We start from the raw sequence: 26,185 nt of genomic DNA on the forward strand, positions 1-26,185 counted from the left end.
GGCGGGCCGCCTGGTGAGAGGGCCGTGCTCCTCTCACCGGGCGGCCGTCGCTTTCCCGGGCGGCGCACGTCGTGACCGCAGGGCACGAGGGGCCGGTCTCAGGCAGCCGGCTATGACGTGCCTGCGGCTGCACCGTCCATGAGGGGGTGCTCCGCCAGGTGCTCCAGCATCTTCCGCAGCTGCTCGGTCTCCTGGTCCGGCAGCGGCAGCAGCGGCGTCCGCGGAGAGCCGGCCCCGCGGCCCTGTAGCCGAAGCCCCGCCTTGATGGCACGCGGCAGGCCATGGCCGACGATGAACCTCAGGAACGGCAGAAGCTCTGCCAGAACCGCGTCGGCCCGCTCGTCGTCCCCGCGCGTCACCGCGGCGTACAGCTCCAGGACCCACCGCGGCGCCAGGCACGGTGCCGCGGTGCACCAGCCGGCGGCGCCGGAACGGAACGCCTCCAGCGCGACGGGATTGCTCCCGTTGTAGACGGACAGCGCCCCGTCGGACAGCTCACGCAGGGCACGGAAGCGGGCGACGTCGCCGGAGCTCTCCTTGACCATGGTGAGGTTCGGGATCTTGCGGGCGAGAGCGACCACGGTCTGCGGCAGCAGGTCGACCCCGCTGGTGCCCGGGTTGTTGTAGAGCATCATCGGAAGGTCCGTGGCCGCCGCCACCGCCGCGTAGTGCCGCTCGAGTTCGGCCGGTGTCAGCTTCCAGTACACCTGGGGCAGCACCATGACCGCGGTGGCCCCGTTGCGGGCGGCCACACGAGCCCGGCGGATCGTGCCCTCGGTGCTCCAGTGGGAGACGCCGACCAGGGTGGGGACCCTGCTCGCGACGGTCTGCAGCGTGGTCTCGCAGACGGCGTCCCATTCGTCCTCGCGGAGGTAGGCGCTCTCGCCGGTGCTGCCGAGCGGGGCGACAGCATGACTCCCCGCGGCCACCAGGTCCTCGGTGAGCCGGCCGAGCGCGGCCAGGTCGACCTCGCCGGTGGCCGTGTCGAAGGGGGTGATGGGGTAGGAGATGATGCCCTTCAGCGGCGGATTGGTCATCAGAGTTCCACCTTGCCCGAGAGACAGTCGGGGTGGTTGCGCAGGGCTTTGCGCGCGTAGTAGGCGAAGTTCGCCTTGTTGCGGCGGTCGGTCGACGTCCAGTCGTGGGCCTCACGGGCGAGCTTCGGATCGAGCGGCTGGATGGTGCCGGCGGACATGGCGAGGAGCTGGAGGCGCGCGGCGCGTTCGATGAGCACGGCCAGGTTGCAGGCCTCCTCGACGGTGGCGCCGGTGACGAGCTGGCCGTGGTGGGCGAGGATGATGGCGCGCTTGTCACCGAGGGCGGCGGCGATGATCTCGCCCTCCTCGTTGCCCACGGGAACGCCCGGCCACTCCTTGAGGAAGGCGCAGTCGTCGTACAGGGGCGTGGTGTCCATCTGCGAAACCACCAGGGGCACTTCCAGCATCGCGAGCGCAGCCGTGTGCAGCGAGTGCGTGTGGACGATGCAGTTGACGTCCTCGCGTACCCGGTAGATCCAGGAGTGGAAGCGGTTGGCGGGATTGGGCATGCCCTCCCCCTCGAGAACCTGAAGGTCCTCGTCCACCAGCAGCAGGTTGTCCTCGGTGATCTCGTCGAAGCCGAGGCCGAGGCGCTGGGTGTAGTAGGTGCCGGGCTGCGGTCCACGGGCGCTGATCTGGCCGGCCAGCCCCGAGTCGTGGCCGCCGTCGTAGGCGATGCGGCACGTGAGGGCCAGCTTCTGCCGCGTGGTCAGCCGGGAATCGCCGAAGAATTCGTCCATCTGCCGATTGACGCGATCGACGAGGACGTGCTTCGGATCGTGCAGAGTGCTTGACATCTTCTGCTCCAGTCCAGGGGTCCGGCCTGTCGGCGGGCCCCACGTCCGTGTGCCCGGAGAAAGCGACACCGAGGAAACTGTGTTCACCATAGGACACCTTGTGTCCTGCGCCAAGAGGTTGAGACGCGTGGCCGGACTCCCCTCGGCCGCGGATCACGGAAGGCGGGAGTGCGGTGCCTGCGGAGCGTCCGGAGGGAGCTGGTCATCCGCGACGAGGAGGAGCAGGGTGGCGCGCTCGGCGCCGAGGGAGCGGACCTTGTGCGGGGTGGTGGCCTTGAAGTAGGCGCAGTCCCCGGTGTGGAGAGTGATGGTGCGGGACGGAAGGATGAGCTCGACCTCCCCCTGGTGTACGAAGAGGAACTCCTCGCCGGGATGGTCACGGAAGGGGACGCGGTCGGCGTCATGCGGGGGGTAGAGCATGAAAGGAGTCATGCTCTTGGTGCCGGCTTCGAGCGCCATGCCCTCATAGCGGGTGCCGGATTCCTCCTGGTCAGGGGTGAGCGGCCGGCGTTCCCCGGCCCGGGTGACGGTGACCTCGGCGAGTTCTTCGGCCTCGGCGAAGAGATGGTCCAACGGAACATCCAGAGCCTTCGCGAGAGAGGCGCAGACCGCGATCGACGGGACGCTCCGGCCGCGTTCGACCTTGGACAGGTAACTCTTGGTGACACCGGCACGCTCGGCCAGCGCTTCCAGCGTCATCAGTCGCTGCTTGCGTAGCTGTCGCACCCGATTGATCACAGTTCCCCTTCGTGCCCTCGCCCGAGCGTCGGCCGGACGACGCCACAGTATGTCGCGGCGTGCCCCGCGTGTTCGGCATACAGGGCCCGCCTTCCGGATCATGCCTGGCGTGATCCGGAAGGCGGGCCCTGGCGCGCGTCCGCGTGAGGACGCGTTACCGGCCGCCGGGCCGTGCCGGTGTCAAAGGCCGGCCCGGCGGGCGGTCAGGCGCGGCAGCGCAGCATCTCCAGCGGCGGGCTCGTGTAGAGGTCCGCCCAGAAGTCCTCGCCGAACTCACGGATGCCGGCTTCCGACACCTGCAGCGGAACCCACTCGACGTCACTGAAGCCGGCCGCCCGCAGACACCGCTCGTAGACGTCGCGGCGCGGGGCCGTGGAGACGATGCTGATCGGCTGCGGCTCGAGCAGGGCCGTGACCCGCACCCGCGGACCCGTCTCGATCTCCTCGCCGGTCGGCTCGCAGCGGAACCCGTACCTGTCCAGGGAGGCGCAGTCGAACTTGTAATCGGGATTCTGTGAGAGCACGAAGAACTCTCCGCCCGGCACCAGGTTCCGGTGGATGTTACGGCTCATCCGCTCCATCTCCGCGATGTCCTCGGCGTAGTTGAGGCACTGCACGCCCAACGCGACGTCGAAACGCCGGTCCAGCGACCCCAGCTCGCCGACATCACCGACCTCGTAGCGCACCCCCAGCGGGTCACGCTGCTCGAACTCCTGCGCGGCGGCGATCATCTCGACGGAGATGTCGACGCCGAAGACATCCGTGGCGCCGCGCCGCTTGAACTCCCTGCTGTAGAAACCGGTGCCGCACGCCACGTCGAGAACCGACTTGCCGCGCACGTCCCCGACCATTGCCAGAAAGCTCGGCACTTCCCCGTAACGCATCAACGGGAGGGACTTGAACCCCTCGAAGGCCTCGCCGATCTCGTCGTACTGCTGCACGCTCACCGTGCCGCCCCCTCTTCACATCAGATCCTGAACGTCGCCACGCCCGCCCTCCGCAACTCGGAGGCGGAGGGCGGGACTTGGCCGTGGCAGAGAGTCTGCTCCGCGGTGTTCCGGCAGCCGTACTGGCAGATGGCACGAAGAAGTCGGCAGGCGACCCTCGCATCACCCAACACCGCCTCGGGAGACGTTCGGGCGTCGCGCCAGACGCGTGTCGGGTGACCTTGCCGCGCGGTTCTCGCGGCCGCCGGGGGTCAGCGGTTGATCATGTCCCGGGTCTGGGCGTAGACCGTCGCGTCGACGAGCAGGTCCGAGTGGCCGAGGCAGACGGTCCTGGTGTTCGCCGCCCCGGACAGGGGCACGGAACTGTCCGGGTTGATCACCAGGTCGCAAGGCGACCACCAGGTCGCGTAGCGGGATGAGCCCGGTGTCTCGTCTCCGGAGTTGAGTGCGGCGAGGTAGCCGGAACCGATACGCATCTCGGTGCAGGAGGTGTCGAAGCAGCTGTTGGCGCTGTCCGTGCCGTGATTGGGGCCGCCCAGCGACACCCAGGCGTCGACCTTGGAGGTCCCTCCGAGGTTCTTCAGGAAGTAGCGCGAGGAGAGCCCGCCCATGGAGTGGCTGACGATGTCGACTCGGGCGGCGCCGGTGGCCGCGAGCAGGCGGTCGACCTCGGCCGACAGCTGCCGGGCCGTCGTGGCGTTCGACTGGCGCCAGTCGTACGACCACTGGTCCAGGTGGGAGGACGGCCAGCCGTCGGTTCTGAATCGGTCGGCCATGACGTTCCAGTTGCCGGCGTCACCGGTGTAGCCGTGCACGAACAGGACGGGATCGGCGGTGGAGCTGCTCGACGCCTGGGCGGGAGCTGGGGCCTGCACCGCGAGGAGGGCGCCGGCCACGGCGGCGGCAGCGGTCATGAGGGTTTTCTTCACGATGGACTCTCACAGTGGGGTTCGGGGGAAGCGCTCGACGGCGCCGTCTGGCTGAAAGACCGCGTCGGGCGCTGCCCGGGTCACGGGAACACGGACTCGGCCTGTGGGCGTGCGGGAGCGTGCCGGGGGGCGGGTGCGCCGCGGCGGCACGGGGGCTAAGCGCTGGTGTTCTGAGGGTGGCGAGAGCGTACTGACCAGTAGGTACGGATGGTCAAGAGGTGCGCGTCGGGTTTCTTCGCCTGGTCGCCGCCGAGGTCTTCCGCCCGTCCCCTCAGGCCTCCCGCGGCTCCCACTCACCCCTGCGGGGTCCCGTCTCCATCCGGTCACTCCTCTACCGCTCGGTAGACACGGAACTCCGTGAATGGAACGCTCCTTACAGAGCGCGGACGGCTCAGACGCCGTTCACGACGTTCACGACGTTCACGCCGTTCACGCCTTTCACCTCCCGCCGGCGCTCCTGCCCGGCCTGCCTCGCCGCTCCGACGCGGCGACACGTCCTCGTAGCAGCCGAGTCTTCCTCCCTCGCCGAGAGGAGTTCATCCGATGAACCTGCGAACCGGCCCGGTGGTACTCACCGTCGGCCTCGCCACGGCCCTGGCACTCGCCGCGCCCACGACCGGCGCCGCCGCCCCCGCGGCCGCCGGGCCCACGGAGTTCACCGTGGACACCACGTCCGACGCGGTCGACGCCGACCCGTCGGACGGTCTGTGCCGCACCGCGTCGGGCACGTGCAGCCTGCGTGCCGCGGTGATGGCCGCCAACGCCCGCCAGGGCAGCACCATCATCCTGCCTCCCGGCCGCTACCGGCTGTCCATCCCGCCCGATCCCCGCCTGATCATCGGCGACAACCCCGACCCGACCACGGGTGACCTGAACGTCGCCGTGCCCACCACGATCCGCGGCTCCGGCGCGCGGACCACCATCATCGACGCCGACCACCTGGACCGCGCCTTCCGCATGCAGGCGGACACCCGGCTGTCCGATCTGACGATCACCGGGGGCACGGCCAAGCAGCGCGAACTGCCGGTCACCGACACCGGTGGCGGCGGCATCGCCAACGGGCACCACATGACGCTGCGACGCGTGGCCGTGACCGGGAACTCCGCGGGCTACGGCGGCGGCATCTTCAACACCCCCGGCTCGCACCTGGATCTGATCGAGAGCACCGTCAGCGGGAACGTCTCGGGAGAGGCCGGAGGCATCAGGTTCGACGACGGCGGAACCGTCATCAACTCGACCGTCGCCGACAACCGGGTGACGAACCCGGGCGACCGCCCCGGCAGCCTCGCCGGTTACGGCGGTGGCATCGACATCCGCGGCCGCGAAACCGTGTCGATCCTCAACTCGACGATCTCGGGGAACAGTTCCAGTGACGGCGGGGGCGGCATCAACATCGCCCCCGCCTACCTCGACAGCCTGCCCTCCCCGATCCCCGACATCATCGATCTGCCCCTGGGGCGGCTGACGCTGCGCAACTCCGTCATCGCCGGCAACACCGTCGACGGCAGGGCCGCCGACTGCGAGAGGGCCTTCGCCACCATCGCGTCGGAGGGCCACAACATCGACGGTGACGGCAGCTGCCGGCTCACCGCCGCCGGCGACCTGCCCAGCCGTACGCCGCTGGTCGGCCCGCTCGCCGACAACGGCGGCCCCACGGACACCGCCGCGCTGCTGCCGGGAAGCCCCGCCCTGGACGCCGCGGCCGACTGCCCGGCCACCGATCAGCGCGGTGTCGCCCGCCCGCAGGGTGCCGCCTGCGACATCGGCGCCTACGAGCAGACGTCATGACCGCGCCGCCCGCACCGGCATCAGGCGTGGCGACGAGATCGCCGAGCCCGCGCGGCGCCCCGGCCCTCGGCCTGATCGCGGTCGTGGCCCTGCTGCTGTCCTGCCTCGCCGTCGCCCCGAGCACGGCCGCCGCCGCTCATGACTCCCTGGTCCTGCGCACCGACCGCGGCTGGGTGCGCGGCGCGGCGCACGGAGACGGCATCCGGGTCTTCCAGGGCATCCCCTTCGCCGCCCCGCCGACAGGCGAGCTGCGCTGGCGTCCCCCACGGCCCGCCGAGCGCTGGCCGGGCGTGCGGGACGCCACCGCGCCTGCCCATCCCTGCCCCCAGCTGCCGCTGACACTGCTCCCCGACGGCGGCCCCGTCCTGCCCGGCGCGTCCAACCGCACCGGCAGCACGACGGAGGACTGCCTGTACCTCAATGTGTGGACACCCGCCCGTACCGGCGGCCGGCCCCTCCCCGTGCTGGTGTGGCTGCACGGCGGCGGCAACGCCTACGGCGCCGGCAGCGACTACGACGGTTCGGCGCTGGCCGCGCGCGGCATGGTCGTGGTGACCGTCAACTACCGCCTGGGAGCGTTGGGCTTCCTCGCCCACCCCGCCCTGTCGTCGGAGAGCGAGGACCACGCCTCCGGGGACTACGGCCTGATGGATCAGCAGGCCGCGCTGCGCTGGGTCCGGCGCAACATCGGCGCCTTCGGCGGCGACCACGGCCGGGTCACCCTCGGCGGTCAGTCCGCCGGATCCGTGGACACCTGCGCCCATATCGCCTCCCCGACCGCCGAAGGCCTGTTCCAGCGGGCGATCCAGCAGAGCGGGAGCTGCGCCTCGGACGGTGGACTGACCCCGCTCACGCTGGGCGCGGCCGAGCGGCGAGGAGCCGACTTCGCGGCCTCGGCCGGCTGCCCGGACCCGGCGACCGCGGCGGCCTGTCTGCGCGCCCTGTCCACCAGCGAGCTGCTGCGCGGCACCGGGACCGGGACCGGGACGGCTTCCTTGTGGGGTCCGAACACCGGGCCGCGTGTCCTCCCGCGCGCTCCGGACAGGGCGTGGGCCGAGGGACGAGTGAACGCCGTCCCGACGCTGATCGGCAGCACCCACGACGAGTACCGGTACTTCACCGCGCTGTACGTGGACCTGCTCGGCGGCGGCCCGCTGACTCCCGCCTCGTACTCCGCCCTGGTCGGGCTCCAGCACGGGGGCCGCGCGGCGGCGGTCCTGCGCACGTATCCGGCCTCGGCGTATCCCTCCCCCAACCTGGCCTACTCCGCCGTCAACACCGACCAGCGGTTCGCCTGCCCGGCACGGGCCGACAGCCGGCTGTACGGCACCCGGACGCCCGTCTACGCCTACGAGTTCCACGACCCCGAGGCGCCACCGTTCATCCCGGCGCCGCACACGCCGCAGGGCGCGTTCCACGCTTCCGAACTGGCGTATCTCTTTCCCATGGACGCGATGCGCCTGACGCCCGCCCAGCGGCGGCTGTCCGCGACGATGACCTCCTACTGGGCACGGTTCGCGGCCACCGGCGATCCCAACGGCCCCCATGTCCCCGCCTGGCCCCGCCACACGGCCGAAGGAGACCGCGTCCAGGTGCTGGCGCCGGACCGGGTCGCGTCCACCACCGGCTTCGCGGCCGACCACCACTGCGCGTTCTGGTACCCCTCCCCCACCTGACCGCCGGGCGTCATGCCCTGTCCGTGCCGTCACGCGACAGGGCATCGTCACCGGAGGTCCCGTCCGCGAGCACGCCGTGGTGAGCCGCGAGCGCGAGCAAGGCGACGTGCAACGGCTCGGTGTCCAGGACGGCACTCGGATCGAACCAGCGTGCGACGACGGTGCCGCTCGCCATCCTGAGAGTGAAGCGAGCCAGCTCGTCCGCGACCTCCGGTCGCTCGTTCAGCCCGAACACGGCGCTCAGCGCATCCCGGCACCAGGCCACCAGCGCGTCGCGGTAGTGGTGCACCTCGGCCACTGCCGCCGCGCCGGCGTCCTGCTGCACCAGGCCCAGCCCCAGCAGAAGCTTCACACCACGCGGCTGACACTGGAGCGCGGCCTGGACCTGCGCGAGGAAGACGTGCAGACGCTGCCCGGCATCGGCCCCCTGCACCTCGACCGGGGGCAGGGCCGCCAGCAGCGCGGTCCTCGCACGCTCCAGCACCGCGACGTAGATCCCGTCCTTGCTGCCGAAGTGCCAGTAGATGGAGCTGGCCGGCAGACCGCAGTCGGCGGAGATCATGGAGATGGAGGTCGCGGCGTAGCCGTGCCGCGACATCAGCTCGCCGGCGCTGTCGAGAATCGCGTCGCGGGACCGTGCGCCGCGGTCCTGGGCCGGTGCCTGCGTCATACAGCCGACTCTAGGCGAGAACCCGGTGTCCGCTCAGCCGTCTGCGGGGCCCGTTCGGGTCCCGGGACCCCCGCAGCGGACGGCAACGGCCGCGATGTCGTCGTCGAGTCTTCCGCCGCTGTAGCGGAGCAGGTCCTGGTGGAGCCGGTCCAGCAGCTCTCGGGGCGCCGTCGGGCCGAGCTGCCGCATCCACTCCGGCAGCGGGAAGAACGTACCGGTGCGGTCCCGGGTCTCCGTCACGCCGTCGGTGTAGATCAGCATCTGGTCGCCCGAGGTGAAGGCGACGGTGTCGACGTTGTAGTCGGCTCCGAGGAGCGCCGCCAGGTTGAGGGGCGGCGAGGGAGCGCTGGGCTCGAGGACGCGGATCTCCCCGCTCCGCACCAGCAGTGGCGGGGGGTGCCCGCAGTTGAGGATTCTCACCACCCCGCCGCCGTACTGGATCTCGGCGATCAGAGCGGTGGCGAAGTGCTCGGGCTGGTCCGGGTCGAGCATCGCCAGGCTGTAGCGGCCCAGGCTGGTCTCCAGGCGGCGGATGATGCCCTTCAGGTCGGGCTGGTCGTACGCGTTCTCCCTGAAGCAGTTGATCACCGCCGAGGCGGCGCCCACCGCCGACAGCCCCTTGCCGCGCACGTCACCGATGAGCAGCCGGACCCCGTACGGCGTGTCGGCCACCTCGTAGAAGTCGCCCCCGATCCGGGCCTGCTCCTGGGCCGCCAGATACAGCGACTCGATCTCGACGTCCTGGACCCGGCAGGGCATGGGACGCAGCAGCACCTTCTGAGCCGCGTCCGCGACGAGCCGGACCTGGAAGAGGGCCTCCTCCCGCTGGAGCCGGAGACGGCTCGTGTACGCGGCCGCCAAGGTGACCGCGACGATGGCGGCCGCCGTGTAGGGCGTCCCCAGATCGGAGTAGAACTGGCTGAGCACGATCATGACGAGCAGACAGAACGCCCCCAGCAGCATCGTGGGCACCACCGGCCACATCGCGGCGGCGAGGGCGGGTGCGGCGGGCAGGAGACGGCTGAAGGCGATCTCCCTGGGGGTGGCGAAGGCCAGGCCGGAGATGAGGAGGGTGAGGATCAGGGGGGACAGCACTACGGCCTCGCGCCGGCCACCGTACGGGGCGCGGTGACGCCGAGGCCGTCCTGTTCTGATCACAAAAGTATCCTATCGGGGCATAACGGGCTTCGTTTCGTGAGAGGGCGCGCGCCAGCGTCAGCTCCCCCGAGTGGTGCTATCAAGGGTGTATGGAGGTATTTTCCGGGCGCCCTCGGAGCCCGGAACGTCATCCGTCTGTCGGACGTTCTCGCGAAGGCCGAGCCTCGCTGCTGAACCTGCGCAGTGCGGCCGGTCAGGTGTTTCTGCTCCAGATCGTCATCGTGGTCCTGCTGGTCGCGGCGGCGGTGGTGGGGATGGTGCTCCAGGCGGCGAGTGACGCTCTGCAGCAAGGGCGCCGGGAGTCGGTCGTCGCGGCCCAGACGTTCGCGAACGCCCCCGGCACGGCCGCGGCGCTGCAGAGCCCGGACCCGTCGGCGGTGCTGCAGCCGCGGGCCGAGGAGGCACGCAAGCGCGCGGGCATGGACTTCATCGTCGCCATGAACACGGAGGGGATTCGCTACACGTACCCGTACCCCCAGGAGATCGGGAAGAAGTTCGTCGGCACCATCGAACCGGCGCTGCAGGGCCGTACCGTCGTCGAGCAGGCCGGCGGTCCGCCGCTGCCCGTGGGCAAGGGGACGAACGTGCAGGCGGTGGTCCCGGTGACCGACTCGCGCGGCGAGGTGGTCGGCCTGGTCTCCGCCGGGCTCACGGTCAAGAACGTGGCGCAGCTGTGGCTGCCGCAGCTGCCGATCATCCTGGGCAGCGGCGCCGCAGCGCTCGTGCTGGCCATCGCGGGAACCACGCTGGTGATCCGGCGGCTGCGGCGGCAGACCCGCGGCCTGGCCCCGGTCGAGCTGGCGCAGCTGTACGAGCACCACGACGCGGTCCTGCACGCGGTGCGCGAAGGCGTGCTGATCATCGGCCCCGACGGGCGGCTGCTGCTGGCGAACGACGAGGCGATGCGACTGCTCGGACTGCCGGAGCAGGTGCAGGGGCGTCCGGTGCGGGAGCTGGGACTGCCGGAGCCGATGCTGCGCCTGCTGTCGTCGCCGGACGCGGTCACCGACGAGGTGCACAGCGTGGGGAACCGGATGCTGGCGGTGAACAAGCGGCCGACGTACCCGCACGACGACCGGGCCGGCTCCGTGGTGACGCTGCGGGACACCACGGAACTGGCGGCGGTCTCGGGGCGGGCCGAGGTCGCGCGCGAGCGGCTGAAGCTGCTGTACGAGGCCGGGATGGGCATCGGGACGACGCTGGACGTGGGGCGTACCGCGCAGGAGCTGGCCGACGTCGCGGCGCGGCAGTTCGCCGACCTGGTGACGGTGGATCTGCTCGACGCGGTGCTGCGCGGATGGGAGCCGACGGCGGAGGGCTGGCGGCATCTGCGCCGGGCGGCGATCGGCGGCGACCACCAGAGGGTGCCGGTGTATCGACTGGGCGAGGTGATCACGTTCTCGGTCCACACCCCGCAGATGCGGACGCTGCAGGAAGGGCGGGGCCTGCTGGAGACGGACCTGTCGCAGGCGCGAGGCTGGCGGGAACAGGATCCGGAGCGCGCCCGCAAGGCCCTGGAGTGCGGGCTGCGGTCGCTGGTGACGGTGCCGCTGCGGGCGCGGCACGTGGCGCTGGGCGTGGCGAACTTCTACCGGACGGCGGACTCCCCGGCGTTCGAACCGGAAGACCTCGACATCGCGGAGGAGCTGGCCGTCCGGGCGGCGGTGGCCCTCGACAACGCCCGGCGGTTCACCCGGGAGCACGCGATGGCGGTGACACTGCAGCGCAGCCTGCTGCCGCGCGGTCAGCCGGATCAGGACGCGCTGGAGGTGTCCTGGCGGTATCTGCCCGCGGAGGCGGGAGTGGGCGGGGACTGGTTCGACGTCATCCCGCTGCCCGGGGCTCGCGTCGCCCTGGTGATGGGTGACGTCGTCGGGCACGGCCTGCACGCGGCGGCGACGATGGGCCGGCTGCGCACCGCGGTGCACAATTTCTCCACCCTCGACCTGCCCGTGGACGAGGTGCTCGGGAACCTGGACGACCTGGTCGTCCGCATGGACAACGAGGAGGGCGCGGACGACGCCGCAAACGGCCACGAGGGGCAGGGCGTGACGGGCGCGACCTGTCTCTACGCCGTCTACGACCCGGTGGCGGGGTCCTGCACGATGGCCCGCGCGGGACACCCGGAGCCGATGGTGCTGCTCCCGGACGGGACGGTCACCTGTCCCGGGGTCCCGGCCTCGGCGCCCCTGGGTCTGGGCGGCTACCCCTTCGAGACCGCCGAGTTCACCGTGCCGGAGGGCTCACAGCTGGTGCTGTACACCGACGGCCTGGTGGAGGACCGCGCCCAGGACATCGACGTGGGGATGGAGAGGTTGCGCCGGGCGCTGGACGGCTTCGGGGACCGCAGTCCGGAGGAGACGTGTCAGGCGGTGATGGACGCGCTGCAGCCGTCGCCCTCCTTCGACGACATCGCGCTGCTCACGGCACGTACCCGGATCTACCCGCCCTCGCGCGTGGCCGAGTGGGACGTGCCGCCGGACCCGGCGCTGGTGCCCTCGGTGCGGGCGCGCTGCCGGGAGACCCTGGCGCAGTGGGGGCTGGAGGAGACCGGATACGCCACGGAGCTGATCGTCAGCGAGCTGGTCACGAACGCGATCCGGTACGGCTCGCCGCCGATCGGCGTGCGGCTGCTGCACGGACGCTGTCTGACCTGCGAGGTGTCGGACGGCAGCGGCACCTCGCCACGCCTGCGGCGGGCAGCGACCACGGACGAGGGCGGACGGGGGCTGTTCCTGGTGGCGCAGTTCGCCCAGCGATGGGGAACGCGGCACACGCCCCGCGGCAAGGTCATCTGGGCGGAACAGTTCCTCCAGGACGGCGCTTCCGGCGCCTCACACCCCGCACCGGTCAGCTTCCTCCTCGACCAGTTCGACCTGGATCAGTTCGACCTCGATCAGGATTGATTGATCCCGGCTTGTGAGCGCCTGCCGAGCCCTTCCCCGGCTCGGCCGTGCGTCAGGACTTCAGCTCGCCCGGGCCACTGTCCATGACGATGTGCAGGCCGTCTCCCATGACCGCCGCCGCCCGTACCTTGAGGCCGAGGGCCTCGGCTGCGGCCTTCACTCCGGGGGGCTCGGCCTCGCTGTCGCCGGAGAGCCCCTCTCCCGCGGCCTTCCCGTCGTCCACCGGTACCAGGGCTAGGCCACCGGAGTGATCCACTTCCGGCTCCAGCACCATTTGCCTCGGCGCGCCTATCCCGGCTGTCTCCACGGTGACGGTCCCCTCTTGCCTGTTCATGGCCACGGACGTCACCCCTATGCCCGGTGCCACCTTCCTGAAGGCTTCCGCCATGGAGTCCTCGTCCACGATGGCCATCCCGTGGACACGCTCGAAGTCGGGCGATGAGCCCAGCCGAAGACCGAACACCTCGAGCTGGATCGACACGCCCGTGTACGGTCCCAGCGTGGCGTTGTCCGCCACGACGTCCACCTGTTCCAGTCGTTCCCCGGTCAGGGCGGCCAGAGCCCAGCCGTCGCGCTGCCGGACCGTGGCGTCGGCGCCGACGAGGCCCGGGTCCTTCCGGATCCGGTCCGCGACAGCCTCCCGGGCCATCCACTCGGCCGCCCCGCCCATCGCGGCCAGACACAGGCCGACGATCATGACGACGCCTATCGGGTGTTCGGTCACAACCGATCTCAGCCGGACAAAACGGGTCACGCCATTCTCCTTGGACGCAGCGAGCAGGATGTTGCGCGCATGACTGATTGATGGAAGACGGAATGTCTGTTTGAGCACGCCCGACGCGATGCCCTCGCATCGGTGCACCGGTGGCCTGCGCACGGCTCGCGACGATGGAAGCACGCGGCGCCTGGGAACCGAACGGCGAGAACGTCCGTGTTCAGCGGGGACCGGTGGAGAGATGCTCCACGATCCGCACGGAACCGAGGACCTGAATCACGGTTCTCCACGCGGCGGCTGCCTGCCGGCCACGGTCCGACGGGGCAGCGCGGGCGGCTCCGCCGGAAAGCCGTCGTCAGCGCCGTCCCCGGCTACGGCGGCCTGCGCATCAGGGGTCTCACTCGCGCCGAACCAGGACACGGCCTCCCCGTCGGCCGGCGGGACCACCGGCCGAGGCGTCCTCGCCACGGCTGCCGCCCGCCCGGCCGGTGCCGGCCGGGAGCCGGTGCCGACGGGCAGGAAGAAGACGTCGCCGACGATGTCGGAGTGGAGGGTGACGATGCCGGAAGGCAGTTCCAGGTGGGCACTGCTGCTGGGTGACACGGCCGCGTGCGCGGCGAGGTGCCGCAGTTGGTCGCCGGTGACGGTCTCCTCCCGGATGAACTCGCCCCCGACCGAGCTCAGCCCCTGGAAGCGGCTGGTGTAGCGAGGGGCGGTGATGCGCTGGACCTCGCCCGCGGCGAGCCGGTGGACCAGTGCGAACCGGCTGTCGGGCCGAGCGCGCTCCTCCCACCAGCCGGCCACCACGTCATCGGACAGGACCGGCCCGCCCGGCCGGTCGGGCCTCTCCCACCGGCCGTCGCGGCGCCACCACTCCAGCCCGTCGGGGCTGCTGGCGCAGTCCCCGTCCACCAGCGGCGGAAGCGTGGTGGCTGCCTGAGCGGCACGCGCCTGCGCGAAGAACTGGGCGGCCGCCAGACGTGGCCCCTGGTGCGCACCGGTGGCGCGCCCGGGCGTGACGGGAAGAGCAGAAGTAGGCATGGGAAATCTCCTGACTGGCCGCGGCGGAGATGCGGGCCGGTCCTGGCGGTGCGGGAGAGCGGTCAGGTCGCCGCGACACCGCTCAGGCTGTGATGGGCTTGGTGTCGGAGCACTTGGTGAACGGCTTCCACGGCCTGCTGCCGTCCACCTGCGGGGCACCCGCGTAGGTCGGGTTGCCGGTGATGGTCTGTGTCTTCTCCTCGTGTGTGACGTCGATGCCGAACAGCTTGAATCCCACGCCGAGCGAGCCGGCGGACAGGCCGAAGCCGATTCCGAGGGAGGCGTTCCACCAGTCGGTGTCGACGTCGTAGTCCAGGCTGGAGATCTGGGCGTTGTCGTGCAGCAGGCGCTCGATCGGCCCCGCGGTCGCGGACGACTTGTCCGCGAGGTCACTCGGGGAGGGGACGCCTCGTTCCGCGGGGTTGCCGCCGCGGCCGCGTATCCAGTCCTCCACGGCTGTGCGGTCCTCGTCGTCGGTCAGCACGATCTCGGCGCTCTCGGTGTGCAGCGTGGAATGGGTCTTGCCACCGCCCGCGCCGATGTCGATCGTGACCGGGCCGGTGTTCACGGAGCCGCCGACGTTGATGCCGCCGCCCCTGCCGCTTTCCTCGCTCGTGACGATCTTCAGCTTCTCGGGGCGGTGCGGCTTCTTCTCCTTCACCTCCTTGTCGTACGCGGCGGCGTCGTAGGTGACGGCGATCTGCTGCATGTGCGTGCCGTCGGCCTTGCCTCCCACGCCCGCGCTGCCGCCCATGGAGAAGGTGTAGACGAAGGTGACCTTCCCCGCGTCCGGACCGGTCTTCGTGCGCATGACGACCACGTCCTTGCTCATGGCCCCGGACAGGCCCTGGAGAGAGCCGCCGCCGACGCCCTTGGTGTCCGGAGCGGAGCCGACGAGGGTCTCCTGGGCCTGCTTGGTCCTGCGCGCGAGCTCGGCGGACGAGGCCCCCGGATTGGCCTTCTTGATCTCCTTGGCGATGTCGTCCTTCAGGGACTTCAGCTTCTTGTCGTCCTTGGCGTACTTCCCGCCGAAGCTCACGTCGCCCGACACGTCGGTCGTGGTCTTGGTGATGTCGACGTCCGGAGCCTTCTCGGGATCGACGTCGGGCTTCTTCTTCTTTGCGTGGTGGCCGCAGACCATGCCGAGCTCGGTGGAATGAGGGCCCGCCGGGCGGCTGCGGCACTTCTCCGCCGCCTTGAGGAACTCCGCGAACTGCTTCGCGTCCTTGAGGTTCTCCTCCAGGTCCTTCTGGTGGTCGTCCGACTTGTGGGCGTTGAACATCCACTGCCCGCCGCTGCCGCTGCTCTTGACGTAGCTGCCGCCCAGCGATGCGCCTCCGCCCCAGTTCTTCAGACCCGGGATGCTCGCACTGATGCTGCCGGCGACTCCCCCGCCCTTGGTGGCCATGCGCTCCAGCGTCACCGAGCCGTCCGACCACTGCTGGACCTTGATCTGCTCGCTGGAGGAGATCTTGATGAAGAGGATCTGCACGACCACGGTGTCCTTCGTCTCTTCCGACGAGAGCAGACACTTGGCCGGCTGGAAGGGATCGTCGTCCGGCGGCGGCGCCTCGGGACCGCCGGTGGGATCACCGTCCCCCGGCGGCTTGCCCGCGTCGTCGCCCTTTCCGCCGCATCCGCCGCCGCCGGCCAGTCGCTCGACCTGACAGATCAGTTTGTGGTCGACGTCCGTTCCGAGTGCGGTTCCCGCAATGGCCAGGACGACGGCTCCGACCACCGCGACCAGACCGAGATACTCCGTGGTCCCCTGTCCACGGTCCGCGTCCGTCGCGCCCCCGCGCACCGTCCGTTCCGGTTCCGAACCACGCATGCTCCAGCCTCTCGGTCGTCCAACCGCTACTCGTATACGGCCACTTCGGCGGGTATGACGGTAGGAACGGACCAGGACTCGGCGACAGGGCCCCCGGTGCCCATCGGGGCCTAATGCAGGCCCAAAGCCATGACGCCGTCACGCGGTGTGCGGCCATGGAGAGAATCTCCATCCCTGGTGTGACGGTGTGGTCGATCGCTCCATGGCCTTCGGAAACCACGGCCGCATCATGGAGAGCATGGAAGACCGACGTCCGACCACCTCGTCCGGTGACCCGTGGCTCGACATGCTGACCGACGGCTGGACGTCCGTGGAGATCGAGGATTACCGCCGCCTGCGGCTGACCGAGTCGCCGGCGCACGAACATCAGGCCATCGAGGTCCAGGCCTTGCGTACGCTCGCGCTCCGCGAGCGGCTGGCGGAACAGCAGCGGCACGCGGACGAGCTCAGGGTCCTCAACGGTCTCGCGCGGCGGCTCGCGTCACTGAGGGCTTCTTCGGAGGTGCTGCAGGAGGTGGCCGTCCAGGCACGGCGCCTGCTGGGCGTCGACGTCTCGTACATCATGCTGACCGAGGCGGACGGGACACTGCGCATCGACGTCGCGGACGGATCGATGGGATCGAGCCTGCGCGGCATCCGGTTGCCCTCACAGAGCGGTCTCGGCGGCGAGGTCGTACGCACGGGCCGGCCCGTCTGGAGCGAGGCGTACCTCGACGACACCTGCTTCCCCCACACCCCGTCGAGTGACGCGGCGGCCGCCGACGAACGGCTGGGCGGAATCCTCGGGGTCCCGCTGATCGCCGGGGAGGAGACCATCGGTGTCCTGTTCGCCGCCGACCGGCGCTCGCGGCTCTTCGTCGCGCGGGAGGTGGAACTGCTGGCCGCACTGGCGTCGCATGCCGCGGTGGCCATCACGAACGCACGACTGTTCGAGCAGTACCGGGCCACGGCCCGCGACCTCCAGACCGCCTACGAGCACCTCACCCACACCGACAACGTGCGTCAGCGCGCCATCGAGCTGCGCGAGGAACTCACCGGCGTGATCATCCACGGAGGGGGCTTCAAGGAGATCGCCGCCGCCCTCGAGAGCGCGCTGGGCACACCGGTCGCCGTCTTCGACCACCTCGACAAGCGGCTGGCGGGGTCACCCGTGGGGGTGCCGGGCGGGCCGGGCGGGGTCAGGGAGCTCGTCGGCCTCGCCGGCGATCCCGCCCCTCGCCGGCTTCGCGACGAGCACGGTGAGCGCGTCATGGTCCCGGTGCTGCTGCGCAGCGGATACGCCGGCTGCCTCGTCGCGGCGTCGCCCACACCGATCGACGACGAGGCCGTGCATCTGCTGACCATCGGCGCGACCTCGGTGGCGCTGGTCGTCATGTCCGAGCGCTCCCTCGCGGAAGCCGAGCGGCGCAACCGCGGCGAGGTCATCAACGCGCTGCTCTCCTCGGACATCGACGAGGCGACCACCCGGCGAAGAGCCCGGTCCGCGGGAATCGACATGGAGAGGATCACGGCCGTCGCCGTACTCGATCCAGCGCCCGACGACTCCCACGGAGCCGTCCAGTGGGGGCAGCGGCTCGTGTCCGAGCTCGGCGGCTGGTCGGCCGAGTACTCGGACCACGTCGTCGCGCTGATCGCCGGGGCCTCCCCCGTGGAGGTACGGGACCGGCTCACGTCCCTCGCCGCCGGAACGGAGCTGCCCTGCACGGTCGGCGTCGCGTCCTGCTCGGGTGGCAGCCGCGCTGCCCGCGACTCCCATGAGAAGGCCCGGCAGACAGCCACCGTGCTGAACGCCCTCGGAAGACCGGGAACCTGCGCCCAGGCGTCCGAACTCGGCGTCTACCGAGGCCTGTTCAATCAGGCGGGGCGAGACGAGATAGCCGCGTTCGTGCGCCTCACCATCGGCCCGTTGCTCGAACACGACCGACGACGCCGGCGTACGCTCGCGCACACCCTGGGCGTGTATCTCGATCAGTCCCGGCACCACGCCAGGACCTGCGGCGAGCTGCACATTCACGCCAACACCCTGTACCAGCGCCTGGAGAAGATCACCGAGCTCATCGGGCCCCGCTGGAAGGACCCCTCGCACAGCCTCGAGATTCAGCTCGCGCTGCGGATGCAGCGCCTGCTCGACACCTTGGCCCCGCGCCATGACTGACCCGCTGAGCCTGGGCCCCCGAATCGCCGACCGTGCATGCCCGCCTTTCCCTTGCCGGCCGGCCTGGTCGCGCAGCTCACAGCGCCGGCCTGCCCGATCCGGCGGCCGCCGTGCCCGTTTGCCGTTCCACGCGCCCGTGGTCGTGACCGTACGGGCAAGGGCGGCAGCTCCCCGGCAGTCCACTGCCCGGACGTCAATTGGGCCTGTTATGGGCCCGCCTGGGTACGGCGGCCCTGTCATGGGCCCTGATTCGTTCGTAGCGTCTTCTCCAGGGAACCGGGTCGGAAGCTTCGCAGGAACGTGACGAACGCGTGAGACGGAAAAAGCTTGGTGTGCGGGCGATCGCCGGCTGTGCCGCCGGTCTGCCCATTGATGTGCCATGCATTGCGGATTGGGCCGATGGCACAACGTACGGCCACTTATGTTGACGAGTTTTCCCTCACGGCCTTAGATCTGCGCCAGATGACTGGTTCAGCGGCTGATGCCCGGAAGCTGGGATCCGAATGGAGCTTGGGATCCGAATGGAGCTCCGGACACGAGCCGAGACGTTCCGTGCGGTCGCATCGGTCATGACCGACGGCAGGCAACCGCGAGAACAAGAAGCGCCGTTGCCGTTCCGAATCGATTCGGCGCACCCCAGGAAGGCAGGTGTGCCGACAGCCGTCAGACAAGGAGCCCGCGTGTCCACTGCGATCGCCGTCACCAGCGCCGACATGGCGCTGCCCGCACAGGACGACCGCACCGTGCCCGCCGCCGTCCTGAACGATCTGGACCGGCAGCCGATGGAACATTCCGTGGATGCCGTGCGGACCCTGCTCGACCGGCACGGGCACGTGATCGTCGTCTACTCGGACGCCGTCCCGGCGGCCGTGAATCGCCGGCTGCACGCGGTACGCTCCCTGCTGGAGAGCGATCGCATCGCCCTGTTCCGGCCGGAGCTGCCGCCTCTCGGTGTCGCCGTGCTGGCACGCCAGTTGAGGCAGCTGGCCGCCTGTGGGATCAGCCCCGGCGTGCTCGCCTCGGCCGGGACGCTGCTCACCCATTACGTCCACTGCGGCGCCGTACTGAATTCCGTCATCCGCCTCGACCGCGTGCCCGTCGGACTCAAGGCGCACGCGAAGTCGTGGATGCCTGGCAGCCGGTTCGGCGTGATCGCCCACCCCGCCCCCCAGCTGATCCGCGTGGGCGGCGAAGCCACCCTCACCGGACCGGACTTCGGCAGCTGGATGCTCGTCGCCAAGGGCCGGCTCGAGTCGGACTGGGCCGGCGCCACCCTGGCCCCGGCCTGGAACATGGCCGGGCTGCGCGAGGCGGCGCTGCCGGCCGAGTCGGCGGCATGGTGGGGGACGGGAAAGCTGGTCGAGTTCTGCACCTACCTGCCCGACCCGCTGGTCCTGTACCAGCTGGTCACCTCGGCGCGTCGAAGCGTGTGCCACTGGTGTGGCATCGATGTCATCGGCGACCACTGCGTCTTCTGCTCGGCCACCGCGCCGGCCGGTGACGAGCCCGTTCGTGAGGCTCACACGTCCCCGGAGTGAGCCCGCGCCGGCCGGCCCCACTGTCCCACTTTGCTCGACCGATATCCCCCGATGAGGTTGCACGGTTCATGAACTCCCGTCAGCGCCGCGGCGTGATACTTCTGCTCCTGTCCGTCCTCTGTGCCCTCGGCGCGTTCGCGGGCGTGCTGTCCGTGATCAACGACGCCAAGTCGAAAGTCGGACCCGAGGTCACGGCCTACCGGCTCAAGACCGATGTGAAGCCGTACACGCCGCTGGCCACGAGCCAGTTCGAGAAGATCAAGATGCCGAAGCGGTGGCTGTCGCCCAACGCCGTCACCGACATCACCCGGATCCAGGGGAAGACCGCGGTCACCACACTCCGGCAGGGCTCCCTGCTGCAGAGCGACATGATCGTGGACCAGCCCGTCCTGCGGCCGGGACAGCAGGAGGTCGCCATCATGATCGACGCGGCGACCGGCGTGGCCGGCAAGATCACCCCGGGCTCCAAGGTCAACGTGTACGCCACCTTCCCGGGGAAGCACGAGGGCGATCCCGCTCAGTCCAAGGTCATCGTGACCGGCGCCAAGGTGCTCGACGTGGGCCGGATCACCGCTCTGGACCCGGTCTCCGACGGCAGGGAGCCGAAGCTCGGCGAGGCCGTCCCCATCACCTTCGCGCTCGACACCACCGACGCCCAGCGCGTCACCTACGCCGAGTCCTTCGCCCAGCGCGTCCGGCTCGCGCTGGTCGCGCCCGGCGGCGACAGCGGCGTTCCCGCCGAGGACCGGACCTATGAACTCGCGAAGGACAAGTGAGAGGCCCGCATGCCCACGAGGATCCTCCCGGCTGTCGGTGACGCGGACGCGGTCCGGTCCCTCACGACACTGCTCAGCCAGCTCCCGGACGCGGAGCCCCTGACCCCCGTCGCCGACTCCACCCAGCTCGTCGACACCCTCGCGCGCCTGGCCGCCGAGTCCGTCGACGAACTGCCCGAGGTGGTGGTCGTGCACGAGCGCGTCGGCCCGGTCCCCGCCCTGGAGCTGATCCGCGAAGTGGCGCTGCGCTTCCCGGCCGTCGGCGTCATCCTGGTCACCTCCGACGCCGGCCCCACCCTGTTCCAGGCCGCCATGGACTCCGGGGCGCGCGGGCTGGTGGCCCTGCCCCTGAGCTACGAGGAACTGGTCAGCCGGGTACAGGCGGTGGCCCAGTGGTCCGTGGGCGTACGGCGCCATCTCGGGCACGGCGGCGACGTGTTCACCGGCACCGGCGGGCGGGTGGTGACGGTGAGCGGCGCCAAGGGCGGTGTGGGCGCCACCCTGACGGCCGTCCACCTCGCCCTGGCCGCACAGTCCTCCGGCCACAGCACGGCCCTGGTCGACATGGACCTCCAGGCCGGGGACATCGCCTCCTACCTGGACGTCCGGTTCCGCCGCTCGGTCGTGGACCTGGCCGCCATCACCGACATCTCCCCCCGCGTCCTGGCCGACGCCGTCTACCGCCACGGCACCGGTCTCGCGCTGCTGCTCGCCCCCGGCGAGGGCGAACGCGGCGAGGAGGTCACCGACCGGGCCGCCCGCCAGCTCGTCAGCGTCCTGCGTTCCCGCTACGAGGTGATCGTCCTGGACTGCGGCGCCCAGATGAGCGGCGCCGCGGCGGCCGCCGTGGAGATGGCCGACACCGCGCTGCTGCTCACCACCCCGGACGTGGTCGCGGTACGCGCCGCGAAACGGACGGTTCGTATGTGGGGCCGGCTCCAGATCCGCAAGGCCGAGGAGACCACGGTCGTCGTCAACCGCCACAGCCGCGATACGGACATCCAGCCGCCCCTCGTCCGGAAGATCACCGGCGCGGGGCTGGCGGGCACGGCGATCCCCGCGAACTTCAAGGAGCTTCAGGGCGCGGTCGACGCCGGCCGCATCCACGAGCTGGACGACAAGAGCACGGTCAAGCAGGCCCTGTGGGCTCTCGCGGGCGAGCTGGGCATCGTCAAGGCCCCCGACGCCGAGCGCAAGGGCGGCGGACGGCTGCGGGGCGACCGGGGGCCGCTGCGTGTCCGGCGGCGCAAGGAGGCGGGGCGATGAGCGCGCGGGCGACGTCCTCGGCTCGCCGGGGATCCGGGCGCGCATTCCGCTCGGACCGCGGCCAGGTCGCCGTCGAGCTGCTGGGCATGGCACCGGTGATCATCATCACGCTCGTGCTGCTGTGGCAGTGCGTGCTGCTCGGATACACGTACACGCTCGCGGGGAACGCCGCGGACGAGGCGGTGCGGGCGGGGACGGCCGCGACCGGCGACCGGCAGGACGCCTGCGAACGGGCTGGACGGAAGAACCTGCCGAGCGCATGGCGGGACGGCGCGACCATCGGCTGTTCCCTGGACAGGACGGGCTTCGTCACGGCCGACGTCGGCCTCGAGGTGCCGGTCCTCTTCCCCGGGACGATCGGCTTCCCCGTCACGCTGCACGGCCGCGCCGGCGCCGTCGGGGAGGTGACGGACTGACATGACGTACGCCAACGGGCGCCGCGACCGCACAAGCCACCGGCACGACGACCGGGGTCAGGCCGCCCTCGAATACCTCGGGTCCCTTCCGCTCCTGCTTCTGGTCGGCATGGCCGCCGTCCAGATCGGGCTCGTCGCCCACGCCGCCCAGCAGGCCGGCACGGCGGCCCGGGCCGGGGCGCGGGCCGCCTCCCTGGGTCTGGACGATCAGCGGGCGTGTGAGCGGGCGGTCAGCAGCCGGCTCGCGGACGAGATCGTCTGCGAGCAGTCTCCCGGCGGGGACACGGCCACCGTCACGGCCACGGTCCGCATCCCGTCGGTCATTCCCCTCTGGGACCCGATCGGCGACGCCCGCCGGACCGCCACCATGCCGCTCGACCGCTGACCAAGTACGAGGAGCCCTGCACAGCCATGAGCCTGCGCGCACGTATCAACGCCCCCGAGGGGCAGGCCGGCCGTGGGGAGGACGGTCATCTGGTCGCCTCCTACCGGACCAAGCTGCTGGAGGAGATCGACCTCGCGGAGATGAGTTCGCTGGCCGCCGCCGAGCGCCGGGCGCGGCTGGAGCGGGTCCTCGGGCACATCGTCAGCCGCGAGGGCCCGGTCCTGTCGACCGTGGAGCGCTCGCAGCTGATCCGCCGGGTCGTGGACGAGGCGCTCGGCCTCGGCATCCTCGAACCGCTCCTGGAGGACCCGTCGATCACGGAGATCATGGTGAACGGCCCGGACTCGGTCTTCGTGGAGCGCCGCGGCCGGGTCGAGCAGCTCGCCCTCGGTTTCCCCTCCAACGACCAGCTGATGCAGACCATCGAGCGGATCGTCTCGACGGTCAACCGCCGGGTCGACGAGTCCAATCCGATGGTCGACGCCCGCCTCCCCTCCGGCGAGCGCGTGAACGTCATCATCCCGCCGCTGTCCCTGACCGGCCCCGTCCTCACCATCCGCCGCTTCCCGCGCTCCTTCACCCTGCACGAGCTGATCGGCTTCGGCTCGCTCGACGAGGACATGCTCCTCCTGCTGGCCGGGCTGGTGCAGGCCAAGTTCAACATCATCGTCTCGGGCGCCACCGGCACCGGCAAGACGACCCTGCTCAACGCCCTGTCGGGGCTCATTCCCGAGGGCGAGCGGATCATCACCATCGAGGACTCCGCCGAACTCCAGCTCCAGCAGCAGCACGTCATCCGGCTGGAGTCCCGCCCGCCGAACGTCGAGGGACGGGGTCAGGTCACCATCCGCGACCTGGTGCGCAACTCGCTGCGCATGCGCCCCGACCGCATCGTCGTCGGTGAGGTCCGCGGCGGCGAGTCGCTGGACATGCTCCAGGCGATGTCGACCGGTCACGACGGCTCGCTGGCCACCGTGCACGCCAACAACGCCGAGGACGCCCTGATGCGGCTGCAGACCCTCGCGTCCATGTCCGACGTGGAGATCCCGTTCGTCGCCCTGCACGACCAGATCAACAGTGCCGTCGACGTCATCGTCCAGCTCACCCGCTTCGCCGACGGCGCCCGCCGGATCACCGAGATCGCCGTGCTCGACAGCCACGGCGGTGAACCGTACCGGCTGGTCACGGTGGCCCGGTTCACCGCCCGGCCCATGGCCGCCGACGGCCGGATCCACGGTGCCTTCGCGCACCACCCGCTGCCGCGCCGCACCGCCGACCGCCTCCGCATGGCGAGCCAGCCCGTGCCGCAGGCCTTCGGCGTCGCCGAGTCCACCGACCAGCTGGCCATCCGAGAAGCCAGGTAGCAGGCAGGAAAGCGTCCCCATGGATCTGAGCACCCTCGTTCCCCTGACCACCGGCGTCACCCTGCTGGCCTGCGTCCTGGCCGTCGCCGGTCTGCACGCCTACGCCATGGGCAGAGCCCAGCGGGCGGAACTCGCCGACCGGCTGTCCCGGACCGGGCAGGTCGCGACCGGCCGGCGGCGCCGCTTCCGGAGCCTGGACCGGCGACTGCGCCACACCCGCCTCGGCCGCCGGCTGGAGCTGCGTCTCGCGGCGACCGGTCTGGACCTCACCCCGGGCGAGTTCCTCGCGTACATGTGCGCGACGGTGGTCGCGCTCTGGCTGATCGGCCAGGCCGCCCTGGCCCCCTTCTTCGGCCCGCTCACCGGGCTCCTCGGCGTCTGGGTGGCGGTGCAGTTCCTCAACTGGCAGCGGCAGAAGCGCATCGAACGCTTCATCGGCCAACTCCCGGAACTGGCCCGCATCCTGGCCAACGCCACCCAGGCCGGCCTCGCCCTGCGCACCGCGATCGGGATGGCGGCGGAGGAACTGGAGGCCCCGGCCGGTCAGGAACTGGCCAAGGTGGCCCACCAGCTGGCGCTGGGCGCGTCGATGGACGACGCCCTGGGCGAGCTGACCGATCGCCTCCCCTCCCGTGAACTGGTCGTCCTCGTCACGACGCTGGTGCTGTCGAACCGGGCCGGCGGCCAGGTGGTGTCCGCCCTGCGCAACCTGACCGAGACGCTGGAGGAGCGCAAGGAGACCCGGCGCGAGATCCGCACGCAGTTGTCCCAGGTCAACATGACGTCGTACGCCGTGCCGGTGCTCGGCGTCGGCGCGCTCTTCCTCATGAACGGCGTCAAGGCGGGGGCTCTGGACCGCATGACCGGTTCCCCGGTCGGCCAGATCGCGGTGATCACCGCGTTCGCCCTGTACGCCGTCGGCTTCGTCCTCATCCGCCGCCTGTCCCGCATCGACGTCTGACCCGCGGGACGAACGACTCACGAACAGGAGAGAAGGCAGGGATGGCACTGCTCCTCGCCCTGGTGACGGGCCTCAGCGTCTGGGGGGTCTTCACCGGCATCCGCGTGTACCGGGCGGAAGCCGTACTGCCCGACGATCTCGCGCTGGCCCTGGAAGTGGGTGTGACGCGCACCGGCCCGGTGGACTCCCTGGTCGACCGACTCGGCATGCGCTACGCCCCGGCCGTGCTGCGTCTGATGGGGCCCGGGACGGTCGCCAGGTACCGGCGCAGGATCGACCTGGCCGGCAATCCCGGCGGCCTGACGATCGACCGCTACGCGGCCCGCCGGGCGGTGTACGGCTTCTTGGGCGCGGTCGGCGGACTGGTGTTCCTGACGCGCGGCCAGTACATCGTCGCGCTGCTCCTCTTCGCCTTCGGGATGTTCTGGACGGAGGTCGGCATCTGGTCGGCCGTCCGCATCCGCAAGGACGTGATCGAACGGACGCTGCCGGACTTCCTGGACGTGCTGGCGGTCGTGGTGAGCGCGGGTCTCGGCTTCCGCCAGGCCCTGGACCGGGTGGCGTCCAGGTACGAGGGTCCCTGGGCGGACGAACTGCGCATCACCCTGCGGCAGATGGACCTCGGCATGAGCCGCCGCCAGGCCTTCGCCGAGCTGCGGCGGCGAAACGATTCGGAGCAGGTCGCCATGTTCGTGACGGCGCTCCAGCAGGGCGAGGAACTGGGCGCCCCCATCGTGGACACCCTGGTGGCGCTCGCCAAGGACATGCGCCGCACCGACGCCCAGAACGCCCGCCGCAAGGCCGCCCGCGCGGTCCCCAAGGCCACCATGATGATCACCACCTTCATGGTCCCGGCCACCATGATCCTCCTCGGGGCGGGTCTGATCCTGGGCTCCGGCGTGGACTTCGGCTCCCTCACGGGCAAGTGAGACGAGGGGCCGAGCGACCATGAAGCCCAAGGAGGAACGCGCCGGACGCCGGGGCTTTCTCCGCCGCCGCCCGAGGGCCGCCGAGATCACCACGCCCCGCGCGGGCGCGGTCTTCCCGGCAGCCGCCGGAAACGAGCCCCGCCCTCAGGGGTCGCTGGGCCC

The 26,185-nt window shown here is 70.9% G+C and carries 22 protein-coding genes; 12 read left to right on the top strand and 10 right to left on the bottom strand.

The features are described 5' to 3' along the window. Positions 1 to 110: 110 nt before the first annotated feature. The 5 genes from AMK31_RS34315 to AMK31_RS34335 all read right to left on the bottom strand — a co-directional run bounded on the left by AMK31_RS34315 (position 111) and on the right by AMK31_RS34335 (position 4,448). The gene (locus AMK31_RS34315; RefSeq protein WP_073944645.1) at positions 111 to 1,037 is read right to left on the bottom strand and encodes a dihydrodipicolinate synthase family protein; all 927 of its coding nucleotides are present in this window, start codon (positions 1,035 to 1,037) and stop codon (positions 111 to 113) included. Further along, positions 1,037 to 1,834 (bottom strand): aldolase, encoded by a 798-nt coding sequence (locus AMK31_RS34320; protein WP_073944646.1) that lies wholly within the window; start codon positions 1,832 to 1,834, stop codon positions 1,037 to 1,039. The genes AMK31_RS34315 and AMK31_RS34320 overlap by 1 nt, the downstream gene beginning before the upstream one ends. A gap of 153 nt (positions 1,835 to 1,987) precedes the next feature. Next, positions 1,988 to 2,572, bottom strand: coding sequence for a helix-turn-helix domain-containing protein (locus AMK31_RS34325; protein ID WP_073944647.1), 585 nt, complete (start codon positions 2,570 to 2,572; stop codon positions 1,988 to 1,990). Between the two features lie 203 nt (positions 2,573 to 2,775). Continuing rightward, positions 2,776 to 3,519: a class I SAM-dependent methyltransferase gene (locus AMK31_RS34330; protein ID WP_073944648.1), complete on the bottom strand. Its 744-nt coding sequence runs from the start codon at positions 3,517 to 3,519 to the stop codon at positions 2,776 to 2,778. Positions 3,520 to 3,770: 251 nt separating this feature from the next. Next, positions 3,771 to 4,448: an esterase/lipase family protein gene (locus AMK31_RS34335; RefSeq protein ID WP_443333946.1), complete on the bottom strand. Its 678-nt coding sequence runs from the start codon at positions 4,446 to 4,448 to the stop codon at positions 3,771 to 3,773. 543 nt (positions 4,449 to 4,991) lie between these two features. Here AMK31_RS34335 and AMK31_RS34340 point away from each other — a divergent pair. Together AMK31_RS34340 and AMK31_RS34345 are read left to right on the top strand one after the other, a co-directional pair. Beyond that, complete coding sequence (locus AMK31_RS34340; protein ID WP_073944650.1) at positions 4,992 to 6,236, top strand: choice-of-anchor Q domain-containing protein; 1,245 nt, start codon at positions 4,992 to 4,994, stop codon at positions 6,234 to 6,236. Positions 6,237 to 6,262: 26 nt separating this feature from the next. After that, on the top strand, positions 6,263 to 7,912 hold the full coding sequence (locus AMK31_RS34345; RefSeq protein ID WP_241842819.1) for a carboxylesterase/lipase family protein: 1,650 nt from the start codon (positions 6,263 to 6,265) through the stop codon (positions 7,910 to 7,912). 10 nt (positions 7,913 to 7,922) lie between these two features. Here AMK31_RS34345 and AMK31_RS34350 read toward each other — a convergent pair whose 3' ends face one another. Both AMK31_RS34350 and AMK31_RS34355 read right to left on the bottom strand, forming a co-directional pair. After that, positions 7,923 to 8,582: a TetR/AcrR family transcriptional regulator gene (locus AMK31_RS34350; protein WP_073944651.1), complete on the bottom strand. Its 660-nt coding sequence runs from the start codon at positions 8,580 to 8,582 to the stop codon at positions 7,923 to 7,925. 33 nt (positions 8,583 to 8,615) lie between these two features. Beyond that, entirely contained in the window at positions 8,616 to 9,740 is a 1,125-nt protein-coding gene (locus AMK31_RS34355) for a PP2C family protein-serine/threonine phosphatase (protein ID WP_073944652.1), read from the bottom strand. 89 nt (positions 9,741 to 9,829) lie between these two features. Between AMK31_RS34355 and AMK31_RS34360 the strand changes: the two genes are divergently transcribed. Continuing rightward, positions 9,830 to 12,646 carry a SpoIIE family protein phosphatase gene (locus AMK31_RS34360; RefSeq protein ID WP_073944653.1) on the top strand — a complete coding sequence of 939 codons (2,817 nt, stop codon included), beginning with the start codon at positions 9,830 to 9,832 and terminating at the stop codon, positions 12,644 to 12,646. Positions 12,647 to 12,698: 52 nt separating this feature from the next. Here the strand turns inward: AMK31_RS34360 and AMK31_RS34365 are convergent, their stop codons facing one another. The 3 genes from AMK31_RS34365 to AMK31_RS34375 all read right to left on the bottom strand — a co-directional run bounded on the left by AMK31_RS34365 (position 12,699) and on the right by AMK31_RS34375 (position 16,233). After that, positions 12,699 to 13,400: a hypothetical protein gene (locus tag AMK31_RS34365; RefSeq protein WP_073944654.1), complete on the bottom strand. Its 702-nt coding sequence runs from the start codon at positions 13,398 to 13,400 to the stop codon at positions 12,699 to 12,701. Positions 13,401 to 13,637: 237 nt separating this feature from the next. Continuing rightward, positions 13,638 to 14,402, bottom strand: a complete 765-nt coding sequence (locus tag AMK31_RS34370; RefSeq protein WP_073944655.1) for a hypothetical protein — start codon at positions 14,400 to 14,402, stop codon at positions 13,638 to 13,640. 82 nt (positions 14,403 to 14,484) lie between these two features. Then, entirely contained in the window at positions 14,485 to 16,233 is a 1,749-nt protein-coding gene (locus AMK31_RS34375; RefSeq protein WP_073944656.1) for a hypothetical protein, read from the bottom strand. Between the two features lie 238 nt (positions 16,234 to 16,471). Between AMK31_RS34375 and AMK31_RS34380 the strand changes: the two genes are divergently transcribed. The 9 genes from AMK31_RS34380 (at position 16,472) to AMK31_RS34420 (ending at position 26,023) form a co-directional block, all read left to right on the top strand. After that, positions 16,472 to 18,388, top strand: a complete 1,917-nt coding sequence (locus AMK31_RS34380; protein ID WP_143204288.1) for a helix-turn-helix domain-containing protein — start codon at positions 16,472 to 16,474, stop codon at positions 18,386 to 18,388. Between the two features lie 713 nt (positions 18,389 to 19,101). Then, entirely contained in the window at positions 19,102 to 19,926 is an 825-nt protein-coding gene (locus tag AMK31_RS34385) for a hypothetical protein (RefSeq protein ID WP_073944701.1), read from the top strand. 68 nt (positions 19,927 to 19,994) lie between these two features. Further along, complete coding sequence (gene cpaB / locus AMK31_RS34390; protein WP_073944657.1) at positions 19,995 to 20,702, top strand: Flp pilus assembly protein CpaB; 708 nt, start codon at positions 19,995 to 19,997, stop codon at positions 20,700 to 20,702. Positions 20,703 to 20,711: 9 nt separating this feature from the next. Then, entirely contained in the window at positions 20,712 to 21,968 is a 1,257-nt protein-coding gene (locus tag AMK31_RS34395) for an AAA family ATPase (protein ID WP_073944658.1), read from the top strand. Next, on the top strand, positions 21,965 to 22,384 hold the full coding sequence (locus AMK31_RS34400) for a TadE/TadG family type IV pilus assembly protein (protein WP_073944659.1): 420 nt from the start codon (positions 21,965 to 21,967) through the stop codon (positions 22,382 to 22,384). The genes AMK31_RS34395 and AMK31_RS34400 overlap by 4 nt, the downstream gene beginning before the upstream one ends. Before the next feature lies 1 nt (position 22,385). Further along, the gene (locus AMK31_RS34405) at positions 22,386 to 22,769 is read left to right on the top strand and encodes a TadE/TadG family type IV pilus assembly protein (RefSeq protein ID WP_073944660.1); all 384 of its coding nucleotides are present in this window, start codon (positions 22,386 to 22,388) and stop codon (positions 22,767 to 22,769) included. Between the two features lie 26 nt (positions 22,770 to 22,795). Next, on the top strand, positions 22,796 to 24,133 hold the full coding sequence (locus AMK31_RS34410; RefSeq protein ID WP_073944661.1) for a CpaF family protein: 1,338 nt from the start codon (positions 22,796 to 22,798) through the stop codon (positions 24,131 to 24,133). 19 nt (positions 24,134 to 24,152) lie between these two features. Next, positions 24,153 to 25,094, top strand: coding sequence for a type II secretion system F family protein (locus AMK31_RS34415; RefSeq protein WP_073944662.1), 942 nt, complete (start codon positions 24,153 to 24,155; stop codon positions 25,092 to 25,094). A 41-nt stretch (positions 25,095 to 25,135) separates the two neighbouring features. Next, complete coding sequence (locus AMK31_RS34420; protein ID WP_073944663.1) at positions 25,136 to 26,023, top strand: DUF5936 domain-containing protein; 888 nt, start codon at positions 25,136 to 25,138, stop codon at positions 26,021 to 26,023. Positions 26,024 to 26,185: the final 162 nt, after the last annotated feature.

The sequence above is a fragment of the Streptomyces sp. TSRI0107 genome, assembly GCF_001905845.1.
Taxonomy (GTDB): Bacteria; Actinomycetota; Actinomycetes; order Streptomycetales; family Streptomycetaceae; genus Streptomyces.